This is a genomic window from Streptomyces sp. NPDC059247 (genome assembly GCF_042754005.1).
Lineage (GTDB): Bacteria > Actinomycetota > Actinomycetes > Streptomycetales > Streptomycetaceae > Streptomyces.
The window spans coordinates 44165-59506 of sequence record NZ_JBHYZW010000028.1; the positions used below are offsets into that span (position 1 = coordinate 44165).

A 15342-nucleotide genomic window follows, 5' to 3' on the forward strand; every position below is an offset into this window, starting at 1 on the left:
CCGGGCCCTGTCCTCGGGCCTCGGGCCCTCAGACCCTTGGGACCCGGGCCCTGTCCTCGCACCTCGGGCCTCGGGCCTCGGGCCCCGGGCTCAGGGCCCCACCCTCGGGCCTCGGGCCTTGGGTCCCGGGCCCTGCCCTCAGGCCTCAGGCCTCAGGCCTCGGGTCCCGGCCCGCCCATCCCCGGGCCCCGGCCCTCGGGCCCCGCATCCACCCCCGGGCCGCCCGCCCCCAGGGCCCCGTACCGAGAGAGACCGCATGACCACAGCACCTCGTCCCGCTTCCCCGCCCGGTCCGGGGCCCCGTGTCCGGCCGCTGCACCTCGCCGCCGAACTCACCCCGGCCGCCGGGACCTCCGCCGCGTCCGCCGCCGCCGGTGCGGCGACGGCCGCCGCCCGGACCGTCGCGCTCGCCCGGCTCGCGGAGGCCGCCGCGCTCGACTTCCTCACCCATGACGACTCCTTCGCCCGGCCCGGTCTCGACGCGCTTGCCGTCCTCGCCCGGGTCGCCCCGGAGACCCGTTCCATCGGCCTGGTACCGACCGTGACCACCACCCACACCGAGCCCTTCCACGTCCAGGCGGCCGTCGCCACCCTCGACTGGGTGAGCCGGGGCCGGGCGGGCTGGCGGATCGCGGTCTCCCCGACCGGGACCGAGGCCCGGCTCTTCGGGCGCCGCCCCGCCCCGCCCGCCGCCGAACTGTGGCAGGAGGCCGGTGAGGTCGCCGAGGTCTCCCGGAAGCTCTGGGACAGCTGGGAGGACGACGCCGAGATCCGGGACGTGGCGACCGGCCGGTTCGTCGACCGCCGCAAGCTGCACCACGTGGACTTCCAAGGCTCGGCCTTCTCCGTCAAGGGCCCCTCGATCGTCCCCCGGCCCCCGCAGGGCAACCCGGTGACCGTCGTCGACGCCACCCGCCCCGCCGCCCGGGACACCGCCGCCCAGCACGCCGACGTGGCCCTGATCAGGGCCACGTCCGCCGAGGAGGCGGCGGCCCTGCGCACCGAACTGCGGCAGGGCGCCCGCGCCCACGGCCGTGACCCGGACCGGCTGCGCGTCCTGCTCTCGGCCACCGTCGGCCCCGACACCCACGGGGGCGGGCCCGGCGCGCTCGCCGAACTGATCGCGGACTGGCACGGCGGCGGCGCGATCGACGGCTTCCACCTCGTGCCGGAGGTCCCCGAACGGGACCTCGCGCGGTTCACCGGCGAGACGGTGACCCGGCTCAGGGCCCGGGGCCTCTTCCGTACCGCCCACGAGGGCGCCACCCTCCGCGACCACCTGGGGCTGCCCCGCCCGGTCAGCCAGTACACGACGACGGGAGCGACCCCGTGAGCACCACCGACGGCCGCAGGCGGATCCACCTCGCCGCGCACTTCCCCGGCGTCAACTCCACCACCGTCTGGGCCGATCCGCGCTCCGGCTCGCAGATCGACTTCTCCTCCTTCGCGCACCTGGCCAGGACCGCCGAGCGCGGGCTCTTCGACTTCTTCTTCCTGGCGGAGGGGCTGCGGCTGCGCGAGCACAACGGGCGCGTCCACGACCTCGACGTCGTCGGCCGCCCCGAGTCGCTCACCGTGCTGACCGCGCTCGCCGCCGTCACCGAACGCCTCGGCCTGGCCGGCACGGTCAACGCCACCTTCAACGAACCCTTCGAGCTGGCCCGCAGGTTCGCCTCGCTCGACCACCTCAGCGCGGGCCGGGCCGCCTGGAACGTCGTCACCTCCTCGGACGCCTTCACCGGGGAGAACTTCCGGCGCGGCGGCTTCCTGGACCGGGCCGACCGGTACACCAGGGCCGCCGAGTTCCTCGCCACCGCCCGTGAGCTGTGGGACTCCTGGTCCCCGGACGGGACCCCGCGCGCCTTCGCGCACGACGGCCCGCAGTTCGGGATCGAGGGGGAGTTCACCGTCCCGCGCTCCCCGCAGGGCCACCCGGTCGTCATCCAGGCGGGGGACTCCGCCGAGGGACGGGAGTTCGCCGCGTCCGCCGCCGACGTGGTCTTCACCCGGCACTCCACCCTGGAGGCGGGCCGGGAGTTCTACGCCGACGTCAAGGGACGGCTCGCCCGGTACGGGAGGGAGCCCGACGATCTGAAGATCATGCCGGGCGTGACGTACGTCCTCGGCGACACCGACGCCGAGGCACAGGAGCACGCCGCCGAGATCCGGCTCCGGCAGGTCTCCCCGCAGAACGCCCTCCTCGCCCTGGAACAGATCTGGGGCCGCGACCTCTCCGCCCTCGACCCGGACGGGCCGCTCCCCGACATCGACCCCGATCCCGACTCCGCGCTGGTCCAGGGCCGGGTGCGGGTCGCCGACCCGGTGGCGGTGGCCCGGAAGTGGCGGGCGCTCTCCGAGGCCAAGGGCCTGTCGATCCGGCAGACCGTCATCGAGGCGTCCGGCAGGCAGTCCTTCGTCGGCAGCCCGGAGACGGTCGCCGCGGCCCTGACGGAGTTCGTCGCGGCGGAAGCCGCCGACGGCTTCATCCTCGTCCCCCACCTCACCCCCGGCGGCCTCGACGGCTTCGTCGACCGGGTCGTCCCGCTGCTCCAGGAGCGCGGGGTCTTCCGTACGGAGTACTCCGGCACCACGCTGCGGTCGCACCTCGGGCTTCCCGAGCCCGTATGGAAAGGTTGAGCACCATGAGCACGGATCGACAGCGGGACCCGGCGCCGGAGACACCGCCGGACGCGGCGGAGCGGTGGCGGCACTGGCACGAGCGGCGGGAGGCCGCGGTCTCCTCCTCGTACGGTCCGCTCTCCCTCACCGGCACCTACTGGCTCTCGGACTTCCCGGAGGGGCGAGTTCCGGCCGTTCCGGGGGAGTGGCGGGAGGACGGCGGCGAGGTGCTCCTCAGCGCCCGCGCCGAGGACGGGATCACCGTCGACGGCAAGCCCCTCACCGGCACGGTCCGGCTGACCGCCGACCACGGCCCGGTGCACGCCTCGCGGGTCGCCACCGGCGGCAGGCGGCTCGTGGTGCTGCGCCGCGAGGGACTGTGGGCGGTACGCGACTTCGACCCCGGCTCCGGGGCCCGGAGCGCCTTCCGGGGCATCGAGGCCACCCCGTACGACGAGCGCTGGGTGGTGCCCGGCGTCTACCGTCCGTACGGGGCGGAGCGCAGCGTACGGGTGGAGAACGCCGACGGGCGCGAGCGCGGTCTCGGGCTCGCCGGGGAGCTGGTCTTCGAGCTGAACGGCGGTGAGCACAGCTTTCAGGTGGCCGTCGAGGAGGACGGCTCGCTGTGGGCGGTCTTCGCGGACGCCACCAGCGGCCGGGACAGCTACCGCTTCCGGTTCCTGCGCCCGGCGGCTCCGGCGGCGGACGGCTCGGTGACGGTGGACCTCAACCGCGCGCTGCTGCCGCCGTGCGCCTTCGCGGAGCACTTCATCTGCCCGTTCCCGCCGCCCGGGAACACGCTCGACACCGCCGTCGCGGCGGGGGAGCGGCGACAGCTCACCGGCTGACCGCGAACCGGCCGGGTGCCGACCGGGAGGGATCTCCTCCCGGTCGGTTTCTTGCGTCCCCAACACCGTTGTGAACGGCGGTAGTTGAGAAGTCCACGGCTGGAATGCGCCCTTGCGACGTGAAGTCGTGCGCGTCGACACTCCCCCACAGCGCAGGCCCCTGGCCGCGCCTCACGGGCCCGACCTCCCCACGGCGGGCCCCCGATTCCCCTCGGGAGGAACGAAAAGTGAGGACCACGCGCACCACCCCCACGAGAACGATCCGGCTGCTCGCCGTCACGGCGGGTCTCGCCGCCGTCGCGGCACTCGCCGTCCCCACCGCGAGCGCGGGCACGGCGGACACCGGCCCCCGTACCTTCGGCGCCGCCGCGCTCGCCGCCACCGGTGACGCCGTCCGCGCCGCCGACGTGCCGGGCACCGCCTGGTACGTCGACACCGCCACCGACCGGCTGGTGGTCACCGCCGACTCCACCGTCACCCCGGCGGAGATAGCGAGGATCAAGGGCCGCGCCGGGGCGAACGCGGACGCCCTCCGCGTCGAGCGGACCCCCGGCAAGCTCAGCAAGCTGATCTCCGGCGGCGACGCGACCTACGCCGACAGCTGGCGCTGTTCGCTGGGCTTCAACGTCCGCGACGGCGCGGGGAACTACTTCTTCCTGACCGCCGGGCACTGCACCGACGGCGCCGGGAGCTGGTACGCCGACTCCTCCCGCGCCACCGTGCTCGGGACCACCGCCGGATCGAGCTTCCCCGGTGACGACTACGGTCTGGTGCGCTACACCAACGCGTCGATCGTCAAGTCCGGATCGGTCGGCAGCGTGGACATCACCAGTGCCGTCAACGCCACGGTGGGCCTGTCCGTCACCCGCCGGGGCTCCACCACCGGCATCCACAGCGGCTCGGTGACCGGTCTCAACGCCACCGTGAACTACGGCGGCGGCGACATCGTCTCCGGTCTGATCCGTACGAACGTCTGCGCCGAGCCCGGCGACTCCGGCGGTCCGCTCTACTCGGGCAGCCGGGCCGTCGGCCTCACCTCGGGCGGCAGCGGCAACTGCTCCACGGGCGGCACGACGTACTTCCAGCCCGTGACGGAGGCGCTGAGCGCCTACGGGGTCAGCGTCTTCTGACAGAAGGGGTGAACGGGGGCCGGGAAGCCTTTGTGAATCCTTTCACAAAGGGACTTCCGGCCCCTCCCCACGGGCCCTTTTCCGCCCCTTTTCGCAGGTCAACGGGTGTCGAATGGAGACATCAGCGAAAAGGGACCGAAGAAGGAGTACCTGCCATGGAGGCCAAGGAGATGGTGGACGGACTGGTACGGGACGCCCTCGGGGCGCTCGGCCGGTTCGAGACCTTCGACCAGGAGCAGGTCGACCACATCGTCAAGAAGGCCTCGCTCGCCGCGCTGAGCGCGCACGGCGACCTGGCGAAGCTCGCCGTCGAGGAGACCGGCCGGGGCCTGTTCGAGGACAAGGCCGTCAAGAACCTGTTCGCCTGCGAGCACGTCACCCACTCGATGGCCGGCCTGAAGACCGCCGGAGTCATCCGCCGCGACGAACTGAACGGCATCACCGAGATCGCCGAGCCCGTCGGCGTCGTCTGCGCGATGACCCCGGTCACCAACCCCACCTCGACCACGATCTTCAAGGCGCTCATCGCCCTCAAGACCCGCAACCCGATCGTCTTCGCCTTCCACCCCTCCGCCCAGCACTGCTCCGCCGAGGCCGCCCGGATCGTCCGGGACGCCGCCGTCGCCGCGGGCGCCCCCGAGGGCTGCGTGCAGTGGATCGAGGAGCCCTCCATGGAGGCCACCGGCCTCCTGATGAACCACGAGGGCGTCTCCACCATCCTCGCCACCGGCGGGAACGCGATGGTCAGGGCCGCCTACTCGTGCGGCAAGCCCGCCCTCGGCGTCGGCGCGGGCAACGTCCCCGCCTACGTCACCCGCAGCGCCAAGCTCCAGCGCGCGATCCACGACATCGTGCTCTCCAAGGCCTTCGACAACGGCATGATCTGCGCCTCCGAGCAGGCCGTCGTCCTCGACCGGGAGGTGTACGAGGAGGGCATCGCCGAATTCGAACGGCTCGGCGCGCACGTCGTCAGCGCCGCGGAGAAGACCAAGCTGGAGGAGTACGTCTTCGGCACCACCGCCCACGCCACCGACTGCGCGGGCGCCAAGCTCAACGCGGCCGTCGTCGGCAAGTCCCCCCGGTGGATCGCCGAGCAGGCGGGCTTCGAGGTCCCCGAGGGCACCTCGATCCTCCTCGCCGAGTGCGCTGAGGTCGGCGAGAGCGAGCCGCTCACCCGCGAGAAGCTCTCCCCGATCCTGGCCGCCCTCAAGGCCGACTCCACCGAGCACGGCCTCGAACTCTCCGCCCGCATGGTCGAGTTCCACGGCCTCGGCCACAGCGCCGCCATCCACACCGAGGACGAGGAACTGGCCGAGGAGTTCGGCAAGCGGGTCAAGGCGATCCGCGTCATCGTCAACGCGCCCTCCACCTTCGGCGGCATCGGCGACGTCTACAACTCCTTCCTCCCCTCGCTCACGCTCGGCTGCGGCTCGTACGGACACAACTCCGTGTCGAACAACGTGACCGCGGTCAACCTGATCAACGTCAAGCGGATCGGACGGCGCAACAACAACATGCAGTGGTACAAGGTGCCGCCGAAGATCTACTTCGAGCGCAACGCGATCCGCTACCTCGGCGAGATGGAGGACATCCACCGGGTCACGATCGTCACCGACCGGACGATGAGCGCCATCGGCTTCGTCCAGAAGATCACCGACATCCTCAACGGACGCGAGGAGCCGGTCACCATCCAGGTCATCGACTCCGTCGAGCCCAACCCGGAGCTCGCCACCGTCCAGGCCGGAGCCGCCGCCATGCGCGCGTTCGGCCCGGACACCGTCATCGCCCTGGGCGGCGGCTCCCCGATGGACGCGGCGAAGATCATGTGGCTGATGTACGAGCGGCCCGAGGTCGAGTTCGCGGACACCAAGGAGAAGTTCTTCGACATCCGCAAGCGCGCCTACCGCTTCCCGAAGCTCGGCGAGAAGGCCAAGCTGGTCGCGATCCCGACCACCTCGGGCACCGGCAGCGAGGTCACCCCCTTCGCGGTGATCTCCGACCCGGCCGCAGCGCAGAAGTACCCGCTCGCGGACTACGCGCTCACCCCCGACGTCGCCATCGTCGACCCGGTGCTGCCGATGAACCTCCCGCCCACGGTCACCGCCGACTCCGGCTTCGACGCCCTGACCCACGCCACCGAGGCGTACGTCTCCGCCTACGCGAACGACTTCACCGACGGCCAGTGCCTCCAGGCCATCAAGCTGATCTTCCAGAACCTGGAGACCTGCGTGACGGAGGGCGCCAAGGCGCCCGAGGCCCGCGAGAAGATGCACAACGCCTCCACCATCGCGGGCATGGCCTTCGCCAACGCCTTCCTCGGCCTGGTCCACGCCATGGCCCACACCCTCGGCAACACCTTCCACGTCGCCCACGGCCGCACCAACGCGCTGCTGCTCCCGCACGTGATCCGCCACAACGGCACCGTCACCCACAAGGCCGTGCCGTGGCCGAAGGCCGAGGTCTACCGGGCGCCCGAGCGGTTCCAGGAGATCGCCCGGATGCTGGGCCTCCCGGCCGCGACGCCGGAGGAGGGCGTGGAGTCCTACGCCCGCGCGGTGGAGGACCTCCGGGCCCGCTGCGGCATCCCCGCGTCCTTCCAGGAGGAGGGCGTCGACGAGGCGGCCTTCCTGGCGGCCCTGCCCCAGCAGGCGGTCAACGCCTACGCCGACCAGTGCGCGCCCGCCAACCCGCGGATGCCGATGATCGACGACATGAAGGAACTGATGACCCGGGCGTACTACGGCGAGTAGGACCCCGTGGCGAAGGGCCCCCGGCGCTGACGAGCACCGGGGGCCCTCCGCCGTGCGCGGGACCGTGAGGGGGAGGGGATCAGGGCCGCGCCCCGCCCGGGTCGGCCACCTCGTCCGCGATGGCCTCCGGCTCCGGCGGGTGCTTCACGGAGGTCACCACCAGCGTCACCACCGTGCCGACCACCGCCCAGGCCGAGAGCACCAGCATCGACGAGGTCATGTCGTTGCCCTTGAAGTACGCGATCGAGCGCGCCGCCCAGGTGCCCGCGCCCGGTGGCAGGGCGGGCCCGATCGCGCTCCAGAACGGCGGCAGCATCGGCAGCGGGAAGGCGCCGCCCGCGCTGGGATTGCCCGCGACCACCACGATCAGGATCGCCAGGCCGATGCCGACGATCCCGAAGACCGACTGCAGGGCGAGCGTGGCCGCGCCGACGGAGAAGACCACCAGGGTCCCCAGGCCCCACAGGGCGGCGACGCTGCCGGGCAGGGCGCCCAGGACCGGACCGACGATGAGCGCGCCACCGAGCCCGCCGAGCACCGAGTAGAGCGCGAGCACCCCGAGGCGGATGACCGCCCGCTCCCGGTTCGCGGCCCGGGAACCCGCGCTGATCGCCAGGATCGCGGCACAGATGTAGCCGCCGACGCACCAGCCGACGACCAGGTAGAAGGACGAGAGCCCGTTGAAGTCCTCCCGGGAGGCGGGCGCCACGTCCACCGTCAGCACCGAGCGGTGCCGCAGGTCCTCCGCCCCGGTGACGATCCTGTCCAGGGCCGTGGACAGCGCCGTACCGCCGCCGGAGGCGACGAGCAGGGTGTCGGTACGGCCGACGGGGTCGAAGAGCAGCGCGCCGTCGATCTCCCGGTTCAGGATCTGGTCCCGCGCGGTGGCCTCGTCGGCGACCGCGCGGGCGTCGAGCGGTCCGCGGGGCAGCCCGTCCAACTGCTCGACGAGCCGCGCGGAGACCGCCTGCGGCGCGACCACGCCGAAGGGCACGTCCCTCGGCTTCGGGTGGTGCAGCGCCCCGACGTAGGAGGTGATGAACAGCAACTGGAGGGCGAAGACGCCGATCACCAGGAGGGCGGCTCGGGGAGTGACGGCGCTTCTCAGCTCATCGACGAGACTCATGCCCCCCAGGCTCCGCCCCGCCACCCCCTCCCGCAGTCGGGACGGGCCCGAACGGGTGAGCCGAGGGACGGGCGGGGAGACCCGGGGACGGGCCCGCCCCGGCGGGACTCCCGTGCGCCCGCCCCGGCGGCGATTCCAACGGGCCTCGCGCTGATCGTTCATGACGACACGTCATTTTTTACCGACACGTAACTTCCGGTCGAGGCTACCGGTGCGTAGCTTGGCGGGAGCGCGGCCCCACCGCGCATCCCCACTTGTGGTCCGGACCGCAGGGCGTACCCCCACCATCCCCTTGAGCCGCAAGGAGAACGCCCGATGCTGTCCCGTACCCCCTGGAAGCAGGCCGTCAGAGCGCTGTCCGTCCTGCTCCTGACCGCCGCCGCCACGCTCGCGCCGACCGCCGCCGCCTCCGCCCAGTCCACGGCCGTGACCACCACCCGGGGCTGGAACGACTTCTCCTGCAAGCCGTCCGCCGCCCATCCGCGCCCGGTCGTCCTCGTCCACGGCACCTTCGGCAACTCCGTCGACAACTGGCTGGGCCTCGCGCCCTACCTGGTCGACCGGGGCTACTGCGTCTTCTCGCTCGACTACGGCCAGCTGCCGGGCGTGCCCCTGTTCAACGGACTCGGGCCCCTCTCCGCGTCCGCGGGGCAGCTCAAGACGTACGTCGACCGGGTCCTCGCCGCCACCGGCGCCCCCGAGGCCGACCTCGTCGGACACTCCCAGGGCGGGATGATGCCCCGCTGGTACCTCAAGTTCCTCGGCGGGGCCGAGAAGGTGAACGCCCTCGTCGGCATCGCGCCCGACAACCACGGCACCACCCTGCTCGGCCTCACCGGACTGCTCCCGTACTTCCCCGGCGCGAAGGACCTGATCAGCTCCGCCACGCCGGGCCTCGCCGACCAGATCGCGGGCTCGCCGTTCCTCACCCGGCTCAACGAGGGCGGGGACACCGTCCCCGGCGTCCGCTACCACGTCATCGCCACCCGGTACGACGAGGTCGTCACGCCCTACCGCTCACAGTTCCTGACCGGCCCGAACGTCACCAACGTCCTCATCCAGGACAAGTGCGCGCTCGACCTCTCCGAGCACGTGGCCATCGGCACGGTGGACCGGGTCGCCTTCCACGAGGTGGCCAACGCCCTCGACCCGGCCCGCGCGACGCCGACGACCTGCCTGTCCGTGGTCGGCTAGGACGACCGGCGGCGACCCGCTCCGAACGGCCGCGACCGCTACGAACGGTCGCGGCCGGTCGCGACCCGCTACGAACGGCGGCGGCGGGCGGCGGCGAAGAGCAGGGCCGCCCCGGCCGCCAGGACGGCGGCGCCGCCCACCGCCAGGTACGCGGTGGTGGCCTCGCCGCCCGTCTCGGCGAGCAGCTCGCCGGAACCCGTGCCCGAACCGGCCGCGGGCGCCGGGGCGTCGGGCGCGGACGTGGCCGGACCGTCGCCCTGCCCGTCCGCCGGAACGGTCCGCTGCGGGGTGGGCGCGGCGGCGGTCGCGCCCGCGCCCGTCGCCGCGTCGTCGTCCCCGTGCCCGCCGTGCTCGACCGTGGACTGGCCCTGGCCTTCCTCGATCTGCTCGTCGGTGGGCGCGGAGGCGGTCGGCGCCGGGGCCGTACCGCCGCCGTCCTTCCCGAACACGACGTCCGAGCAGGTGTAGAACGCCTCGGGGGAGTCCGAGCGCTGCCAGACCGAGTAGATCAGGTGCCGTCCGGACTTCTTCGGCACCGTCCCCCGGAAGACGTAGTCACCGCTCTCCATCCGGGGGTCCGTCACCGTCGCGAACGGCTTCGCCTCCAGGTCCGACCACTTCAGCGGCTTCGACGGGTCGTACCCGTCCTTCGTCACGTACAGCGCGAACGAACCCCGGTGCGGCGCCGTGCCCTTGTAGCGGAAGGTGTGGGCCCCGGCGGTCAGCGGGCTGGCGGGCCAGTCGGCCCGCGCCAGGTCGAGCCCCCGGTACTTGTCGTTCCCGGCGCTGCACAGCTTGCCGTCCGCGATCAGCTCCCGGTGCTTGCCGGCGGCGTTCGCGATGTTCACCCCGTTCCAGTCGTAAAGAGCCTGGGGTCCGCCGGCCGCCACCGCCGCCTTGCACGCCGCCGACTTCGGGGACTCGGGCCCCTCCGCGTAGCAGGCCGACACCCGGCTCACCGGATCGGTCATCGACCCGTGCGCGGACGCGGGCCCGGACGAGAGCCCGGCCAGGGCGAGCACCGCGACCGTGGTGGCGGCGGCGGAGGTACGGCGAGAGGTCATGGGGGGACAGCTCCTTCACAGGGACGACATGGGGGTTGACCAGCAAGCTAGCCCTCCGGCCATGCGAAAGAGCCCCGGGAACGGGGCGGAAGGAGATCCTTAGGGCCGCTTTAAGGCACAGGTAAGACCGGACTGAGGGAAGGACCGCCCGAGGGCCCCGCGCGCGGAGCACGGGGTGGGGCCCACCGGTCCGGCCGCGCCCCACCCCGCCCCACCGACCCACCCCGCCCCACCGACCCACCCCGCCCCGCCGACCCACCCCGCCGTGCCGACCCTCGCCGCTCCCGGGGTCACGGTGCCGGGAGCGGGGCTCACCCCAGGCGTCGGTACCGGCGTTCCGGGCGGCCCGTGCCGCCGTAGCGCAGGGTGATCTCCGCCCGGCCCGTCTGCGCGAAGTACTCCAGGTAGCGGCGGGCGGAGACCCGGGAGAGGGAACCCGCCTCCGCGCACTCCGTGGCCGAGAGGCCCGCCGGATGGGCGCGGAGGATCGAGTCGACCAGGTCGGCCGTGTGGGCGGCCAGCCCCTTCGGCAGCTCCCGGGAGCCGCGCGGCCGGGTGCCGAAGATCTGGTCCACGTCCTCCTGGCGCGCCTCGTCGAGCTCGTCGAGGCGGTTGCGGAGCGAGGCCACGTGCCGCAGCTGCTCGTGCAGCGCCGCCTGGTTGAACGGCTTGATCAGATAGTGCAGCGCCCCCGCCCGCAGCGCCTCGCGGATCGTGCCCACGTCCCGCGCCGCCGTGATGAACAGCGCGTCCGTGGCCAGACCCGCGGCCCGCATCTCCCGCAGCACCCGGATGCCGTCCATGTCGGGCAGGAAGACGTCGAGCAGCACCAGATCGGGCCGCAGCCGCTCCGCCGCGCGCAGCGCCTCCGCCCCGCTGTGCGCCACCCCCGCCACTCTGAAACCGGGCACCACCGACACATAGCGGCAGTGCAGCTTGGCGACCATGAAGTCGTCGTCCACCACCAGCACGTTCGTCACACCGACCCACGCTAGATCGCGACCACAACGACCACAACGTCCGTTGGTTGCGGAAGAGAGACAGCTTCTTAACGCGCAGGCAACATGTGGGCCACCTCACACCCCCCTTCCCCTTCTACCTGAGAGGCGGCACACGTGCGGTTGCGCACCCCCCTCGCCCTCCTCGGGGCCGCTCTCCTGGTGCTGGTGGGTCCCCCACTGCTCAGCATCGGCAGTGGCTCCGACTCCGGCACCCGGATACCCGGTCTGCGCTTCATGGTTCCCAACACCCCCGGCGGCGGTTACGACATCACCGCCCGTACCGCCGCCAAGAACGCCGAGGAGGCGGGCCTCACCGACGACATCGAGGTCTTCAACCTGCCGGGCGCGGGTGGCACCGTCGGCCTCACCCGGCTCGTCGGCGAACGGGGCAACGGCCGCCTCGCCATGTCCATGGGGCTCGGCGTCGTCGGCGCCGTCCACACCAACGCCACCCCCCGTACCCTCGCCGACACCACCCCGATCGCCCGGCTCACCGAAGAGCAGGACATCGTCGTCGTCGGCAAGGACTCCCCGTACAAGACCATCCAGGAGCTGCTCACCGCCTGGAAGAAGGACCCGGGCAAGCTCCCGGTCGGCGGCGGCTCCTCGCCCGGCGGCCCGGACCACCTCGCCCCGATGCTGATGGCGCAGGCCGCCGGGATCGCCCCGAAGGACGTCAACTACGTCCCCTTCGACGGCGGCGGCGAACTCCTCGCCTCCATCCTCGGCAACAAGGTCGGCTTCGGCGTCTCCGGCGTCGGCGAGTACCTCGACCAGATCAAGGCCGGGGAGCTGCGGCTCCTCGCCGTCACCGGCCCCCAGCGCGTCCCCGGACTCGACGCCCCCACCCTCCGCGAGGCCGGGCTCGACACCGAGTTCACCAACTGGCGCGGCATCGTCGCCCCGCCCGGACTCTCCGACGCCGAGCGCGAGAAGCTCGTGACCCTCGTGACCGAGCTGCGCGACTCCCCGCAGTGGAAGGAGTCGCTGAAGACCCACGGCTGGAACGACGCCTTCCTGCCGGGCGAGGAGTTCGGCGCCTTCCTCACGGAGCAGGACCGCCGCGTCGGCTCCGTCCTCAAGGAGCTGGGCCTGTGAGCGCGAAGAACGACCCCGCGAAGAACGACCCCGCGAACGGCGGTGCCGTGGAGAACGCGACCACGGAGAACGGCCACGCGGAGACCGACCCCGCGACGACCGGCCACGAGAAGACCGAGGCCGTCCGCGACGAGCCCGTCCGCACGGAGGGCGAGACCGGGACCTCCGAGACCGGGACCTCCGGGTCCGGGAGCGGGAAGGCCGCGCCCGCCAAGGGTTCCTGGCTGCGCGAGCGCTCCGAACTCGGCGTCGGCGTCCTCCTGTTCCTCCTGGGCGTCCTCGTCCTCGTCGACGCCCTCACCCTCGACACCGACCTCGCGAGCAGGGGCCCCGTCGGCCCCGCCACCGTCCCCCTCGTCGTCGGCTTCGGACTCCTGATCGTCGCCGTCCTGCTCTCCGTGGACGTCCTGCGCGGCGGCCGGGGCGAGGCCGAGGCGGGCGAGGACGTCGACCTGGCCGAACCCGCCGACTGGCGCACCGTCCTGCTCCTCGCCGGAGCCTTCCTCGCCTTCGCCGTCCTCATCGGACCCGTCGGCTTCCCCGTCGCCGGAGCACTGCTCTTCTGGGGCGCGGCCTACGCACTCGGCAGCCGTCACTACCACCGTGACCCGCTGATCGCCGCCGGTCTCTCGCTCCTCGCCTACGGCGTCTTCGACAAGCTGCTCGGCGTACCGCTGCCCGGCGGCCCGCTGATGGGAGTGATCTGACCCATGGATTCCCTCAACTCCCTCATCGACGGCTTCGGGACCGCCCTGAGTCCGATGAACCTGATGTGGGCCGCCCTCGGCGTGCTCCTCGGCACCGCCATCGGCGTCCTCCCGGGCATCGGCCCCGCCATGGCCGTGGCCCTGCTGCTCCCCGTCACCTACGGGCTCGACCCGACCGGCGCGTTCATCATGTTCGCCGGCATCTACTACGGGGCCATGTTCGGCGGCTCCACCACCTCGATCCTCCTCAACACCCCCGGGGAGAGCGCGGCGGTCGTCGCCGCCATCGAGGGCAATCCGATGGCCAAATCGGGCCGGGGCGCCCAGGCGCTCGCCGCCGCCGCCATCGGCCACTTCGCCGGTGGCATGATCGGCACCATCCTGCTCGTCGTGCTCGCGCCGACGGTCGCCGCGCTCGCCGTCGACATCGGCGCCCCCGACTACCTGGCCCTGATGGTCCTCGCCTTCATCGCGGTGACCTCGGTCCTCGGTTCCTCCCGCATCCGTGGCCTGGCCTCCCTGCTCATCGGCCTCACCATCGGCCTGGTCGGCCTCGACCAGATGACGGGCCAGCAGCGCCTCACCTTCGGCTCGCTCCAGCTCGCCGACGGCATCGACGTCGTCATCGTCGCGGTCGGTCTCTTCGCCATCGGCGAGGCCCTGTGGGTCGCCGCGCACCTGCGCCGCTCCACCGGGGAGGCCATCCCGGTCGGCCGCCCCTGGCTGGGCAAGGACGACGTCCGGCGCACCTGGAAGTCCTGGGTGCGCGGTCCCCTCATCGGCTTCCCGTTCGGCGCGATCCCGGCCGGTGGCGCGGAGATCCCGACGTTCCTCTCGTACGTCACGGAGAAGCGTCTGTCGAAGCACAAGGCGGAGTTCGGCAAGGGCGCCATCGAGGGCGTCGCGGGACCGGAGGCGGCGGCCTCGGCCTCGGCGGCGGGCACCCTCGTCTCCATGCTGACCCTCGGACTGCCGACGACGGCCGTCGCCGCCGTGATGCTGGCCGCGTTCCAGCAGTACGGCATCCAGCCGGGCCCGCTGCTCTTCGAGCGGGAGCCGGAGCTGGTGTGGGGTCTCATCGCCTCGCTGTTCGTCGGCATGGTGCTGCTGCTCGCGCTCAACCTGCCGCTGGCCCCGGTCTGGGCGAAGCTGCTGCGGATTCCGCGTCCGTACCTCTACGCGGGCATCCTGTTCTTCGCCGCGGTCGGCGCGTACGCGGTCGGCGGCGAGGCCCTCGACCTGGTCATCCTGCTGGTCGTCGGTCTGATCGGGCTCGGTATGCGGCGCTACGGGCTGCCGGTGCTCCCGGCCGTCATCGGGGTCATCCTCGGCCCGGCCGCCGAACAGCAACTCCGCCGCGCGCTCCAGATCAGCGACGGCGCCGTGACGGGCCTGGTGAACACGCCGTTCTCGATCACCGTGTACGCGGTCGTCGTGCTGCTGCTCGCCTGGCCGCTGGTGCGGAAGGCGGTGGGCCGCCGCTCCGCGAGCTGACCGTACGACGGCATGTGCGGGGGATACGGCCAACTCGCCCGCGAAAGGGCGAGTTCCAGACACCTGGTGGCCGGATCCGATATCCCTGGAGGGCAGCACCACCCCCCACCCCCGAAGGGACCCCGCACATGCGCGTACGACGTGTCCTCGTCACCGGCGCCCTGCTCGCCGTCTCCGCAGCCGTGGGCCCCCCCCCCCCCCCCGGGGGGGGGGGGGCCCCCCCCCTTAAACAAGGCCGGTAAGCGCACCGCGGGGGGTACGGGCCAGGGGGCCCCCCCGGCCGGGGGAACGCCCACGGGCTAATCTTTGTA

The 15342-nt window shown here is 72.7% G+C and carries 12 protein-coding genes; 9 read left to right on the forward strand and 3 right to left on the reverse strand.

What is annotated here, in order from left to right; genetic code table 11:
* The first annotated feature begins 256 nt into the window (after window positions 1-256).
* The 5 genes from ACFXGN_RS30275 to adhE all read left to right on the forward strand — a co-directional run bounded on the left by ACFXGN_RS30275 (window position 257) and on the right by adhE (window position 7347).
* Window positions 257-1333: an LLM class flavin-dependent oxidoreductase gene (locus ACFXGN_RS30275; RefSeq protein WP_384865222.1), complete on the forward strand. Its 1077-nt coding sequence runs from the start codon at window positions 257-259 to the stop codon at window positions 1331-1333.
* Window positions 1334-1356: 23 nt separating this feature from the next.
* Window positions 1357-2637, forward strand: coding sequence for an NtaA/DmoA family FMN-dependent monooxygenase (locus ACFXGN_RS30280; protein ID WP_384865242.1), 1281 nt, complete (start codon window positions 1357-1359; stop codon window positions 2635-2637).
* A gap of 5 nt (window positions 2638-2642) precedes the next feature.
* Window positions 2643-3467 carry a DUF1684 domain-containing protein gene (locus tag ACFXGN_RS30285; protein WP_384865223.1) on the forward strand — a complete coding sequence of 275 codons (825 nt, stop codon included), beginning with the start codon at window positions 2643-2645 and terminating at the stop codon, window positions 3465-3467.
* A 227-nt stretch (window positions 3468-3694) separates the two neighbouring features.
* Window positions 3695-4597, forward strand: coding sequence for a S1 family peptidase (locus ACFXGN_RS30290; RefSeq protein ID WP_384865225.1), 903 nt, complete (start codon window positions 3695-3697; stop codon window positions 4595-4597).
* Between the two features lie 155 nt (window positions 4598-4752).
* The gene (gene adhE / locus ACFXGN_RS30295) at window positions 4753-7347 is read left to right on the forward strand and encodes a bifunctional acetaldehyde-CoA/alcohol dehydrogenase (RefSeq protein WP_384865227.1); all 2595 of its coding nucleotides are present in this window, start codon (window positions 4753-4755) and stop codon (window positions 7345-7347) included.
* A 79-nt stretch (window positions 7348-7426) separates the two neighbouring features.
* On the opposite strand, the gene ACFXGN_RS30300 is transcribed toward adhE, so the two are convergent.
* A complete protein-coding gene (locus ACFXGN_RS30300; RefSeq protein WP_384865229.1) occupies window positions 7427-8473 on the reverse strand; it encodes a DUF3533 domain-containing protein in 1047 nt (348 codons plus the stop codon).
* Between the two features lie 315 nt (window positions 8474-8788).
* On the opposite strand from ACFXGN_RS30300, the gene ACFXGN_RS30305 reads away from it, so the two are divergent.
* Window positions 8789-9667 (forward strand): esterase/lipase family protein, encoded by an 879-nt coding sequence (locus ACFXGN_RS30305; protein WP_384865231.1) that lies wholly within the window; start codon window positions 8789-8791, stop codon window positions 9665-9667.
* Window positions 9668-9735: 68 nt separating this feature from the next.
* On the opposite strand, the gene ACFXGN_RS30310 is transcribed toward ACFXGN_RS30305, so the two are convergent.
* Together ACFXGN_RS30310 and ACFXGN_RS30315 are read right to left on the reverse strand one after the other, a co-directional pair.
* Window positions 9736-10731 carry a lytic polysaccharide monooxygenase gene (locus tag ACFXGN_RS30310; RefSeq protein WP_384865233.1) on the reverse strand — a complete coding sequence of 332 codons (996 nt, stop codon included), beginning with the start codon at window positions 10729-10731 and terminating at the stop codon, window positions 9736-9738.
* 311 nt (window positions 10732-11042) lie between these two features.
* Window positions 11043-11711: a response regulator gene (locus tag ACFXGN_RS30315; protein WP_351788899.1), complete on the reverse strand. Its 669-nt coding sequence runs from the start codon at window positions 11709-11711 to the stop codon at window positions 11043-11045.
* A 135-nt stretch (window positions 11712-11846) separates the two neighbouring features.
* Here ACFXGN_RS30315 and ACFXGN_RS30320 point away from each other — a divergent pair, with 135 nt between their 5' ends.
* The 3 genes from ACFXGN_RS30320 (at window position 11847) to ACFXGN_RS30330 (ending at window position 15031) form a co-directional block, all read left to right on the forward strand.
* Window positions 11847-12830 (forward strand): tripartite tricarboxylate transporter substrate binding protein, encoded by a 984-nt coding sequence (locus ACFXGN_RS30320; RefSeq protein ID WP_351788896.1) that lies wholly within the window; start codon window positions 11847-11849, stop codon window positions 12828-12830.
* Between the two features lie 224 nt (window positions 12831-13054).
* Window positions 13055-13537 (forward strand): tripartite tricarboxylate transporter TctB family protein, encoded by a 483-nt coding sequence (locus tag ACFXGN_RS30325; RefSeq protein ID WP_384865244.1) that lies wholly within the window; start codon window positions 13055-13057, stop codon window positions 13535-13537.
* 3 nt (window positions 13538-13540) lie between these two features.
* Window positions 13541-15031: a tripartite tricarboxylate transporter permease gene (locus ACFXGN_RS30330; RefSeq protein ID WP_384865236.1), complete on the forward strand. Its 1491-nt coding sequence runs from the start codon at window positions 13541-13543 to the stop codon at window positions 15029-15031.
* The last annotated feature ends 311 nt before the right edge of the window (window positions 15032-15342 follow it).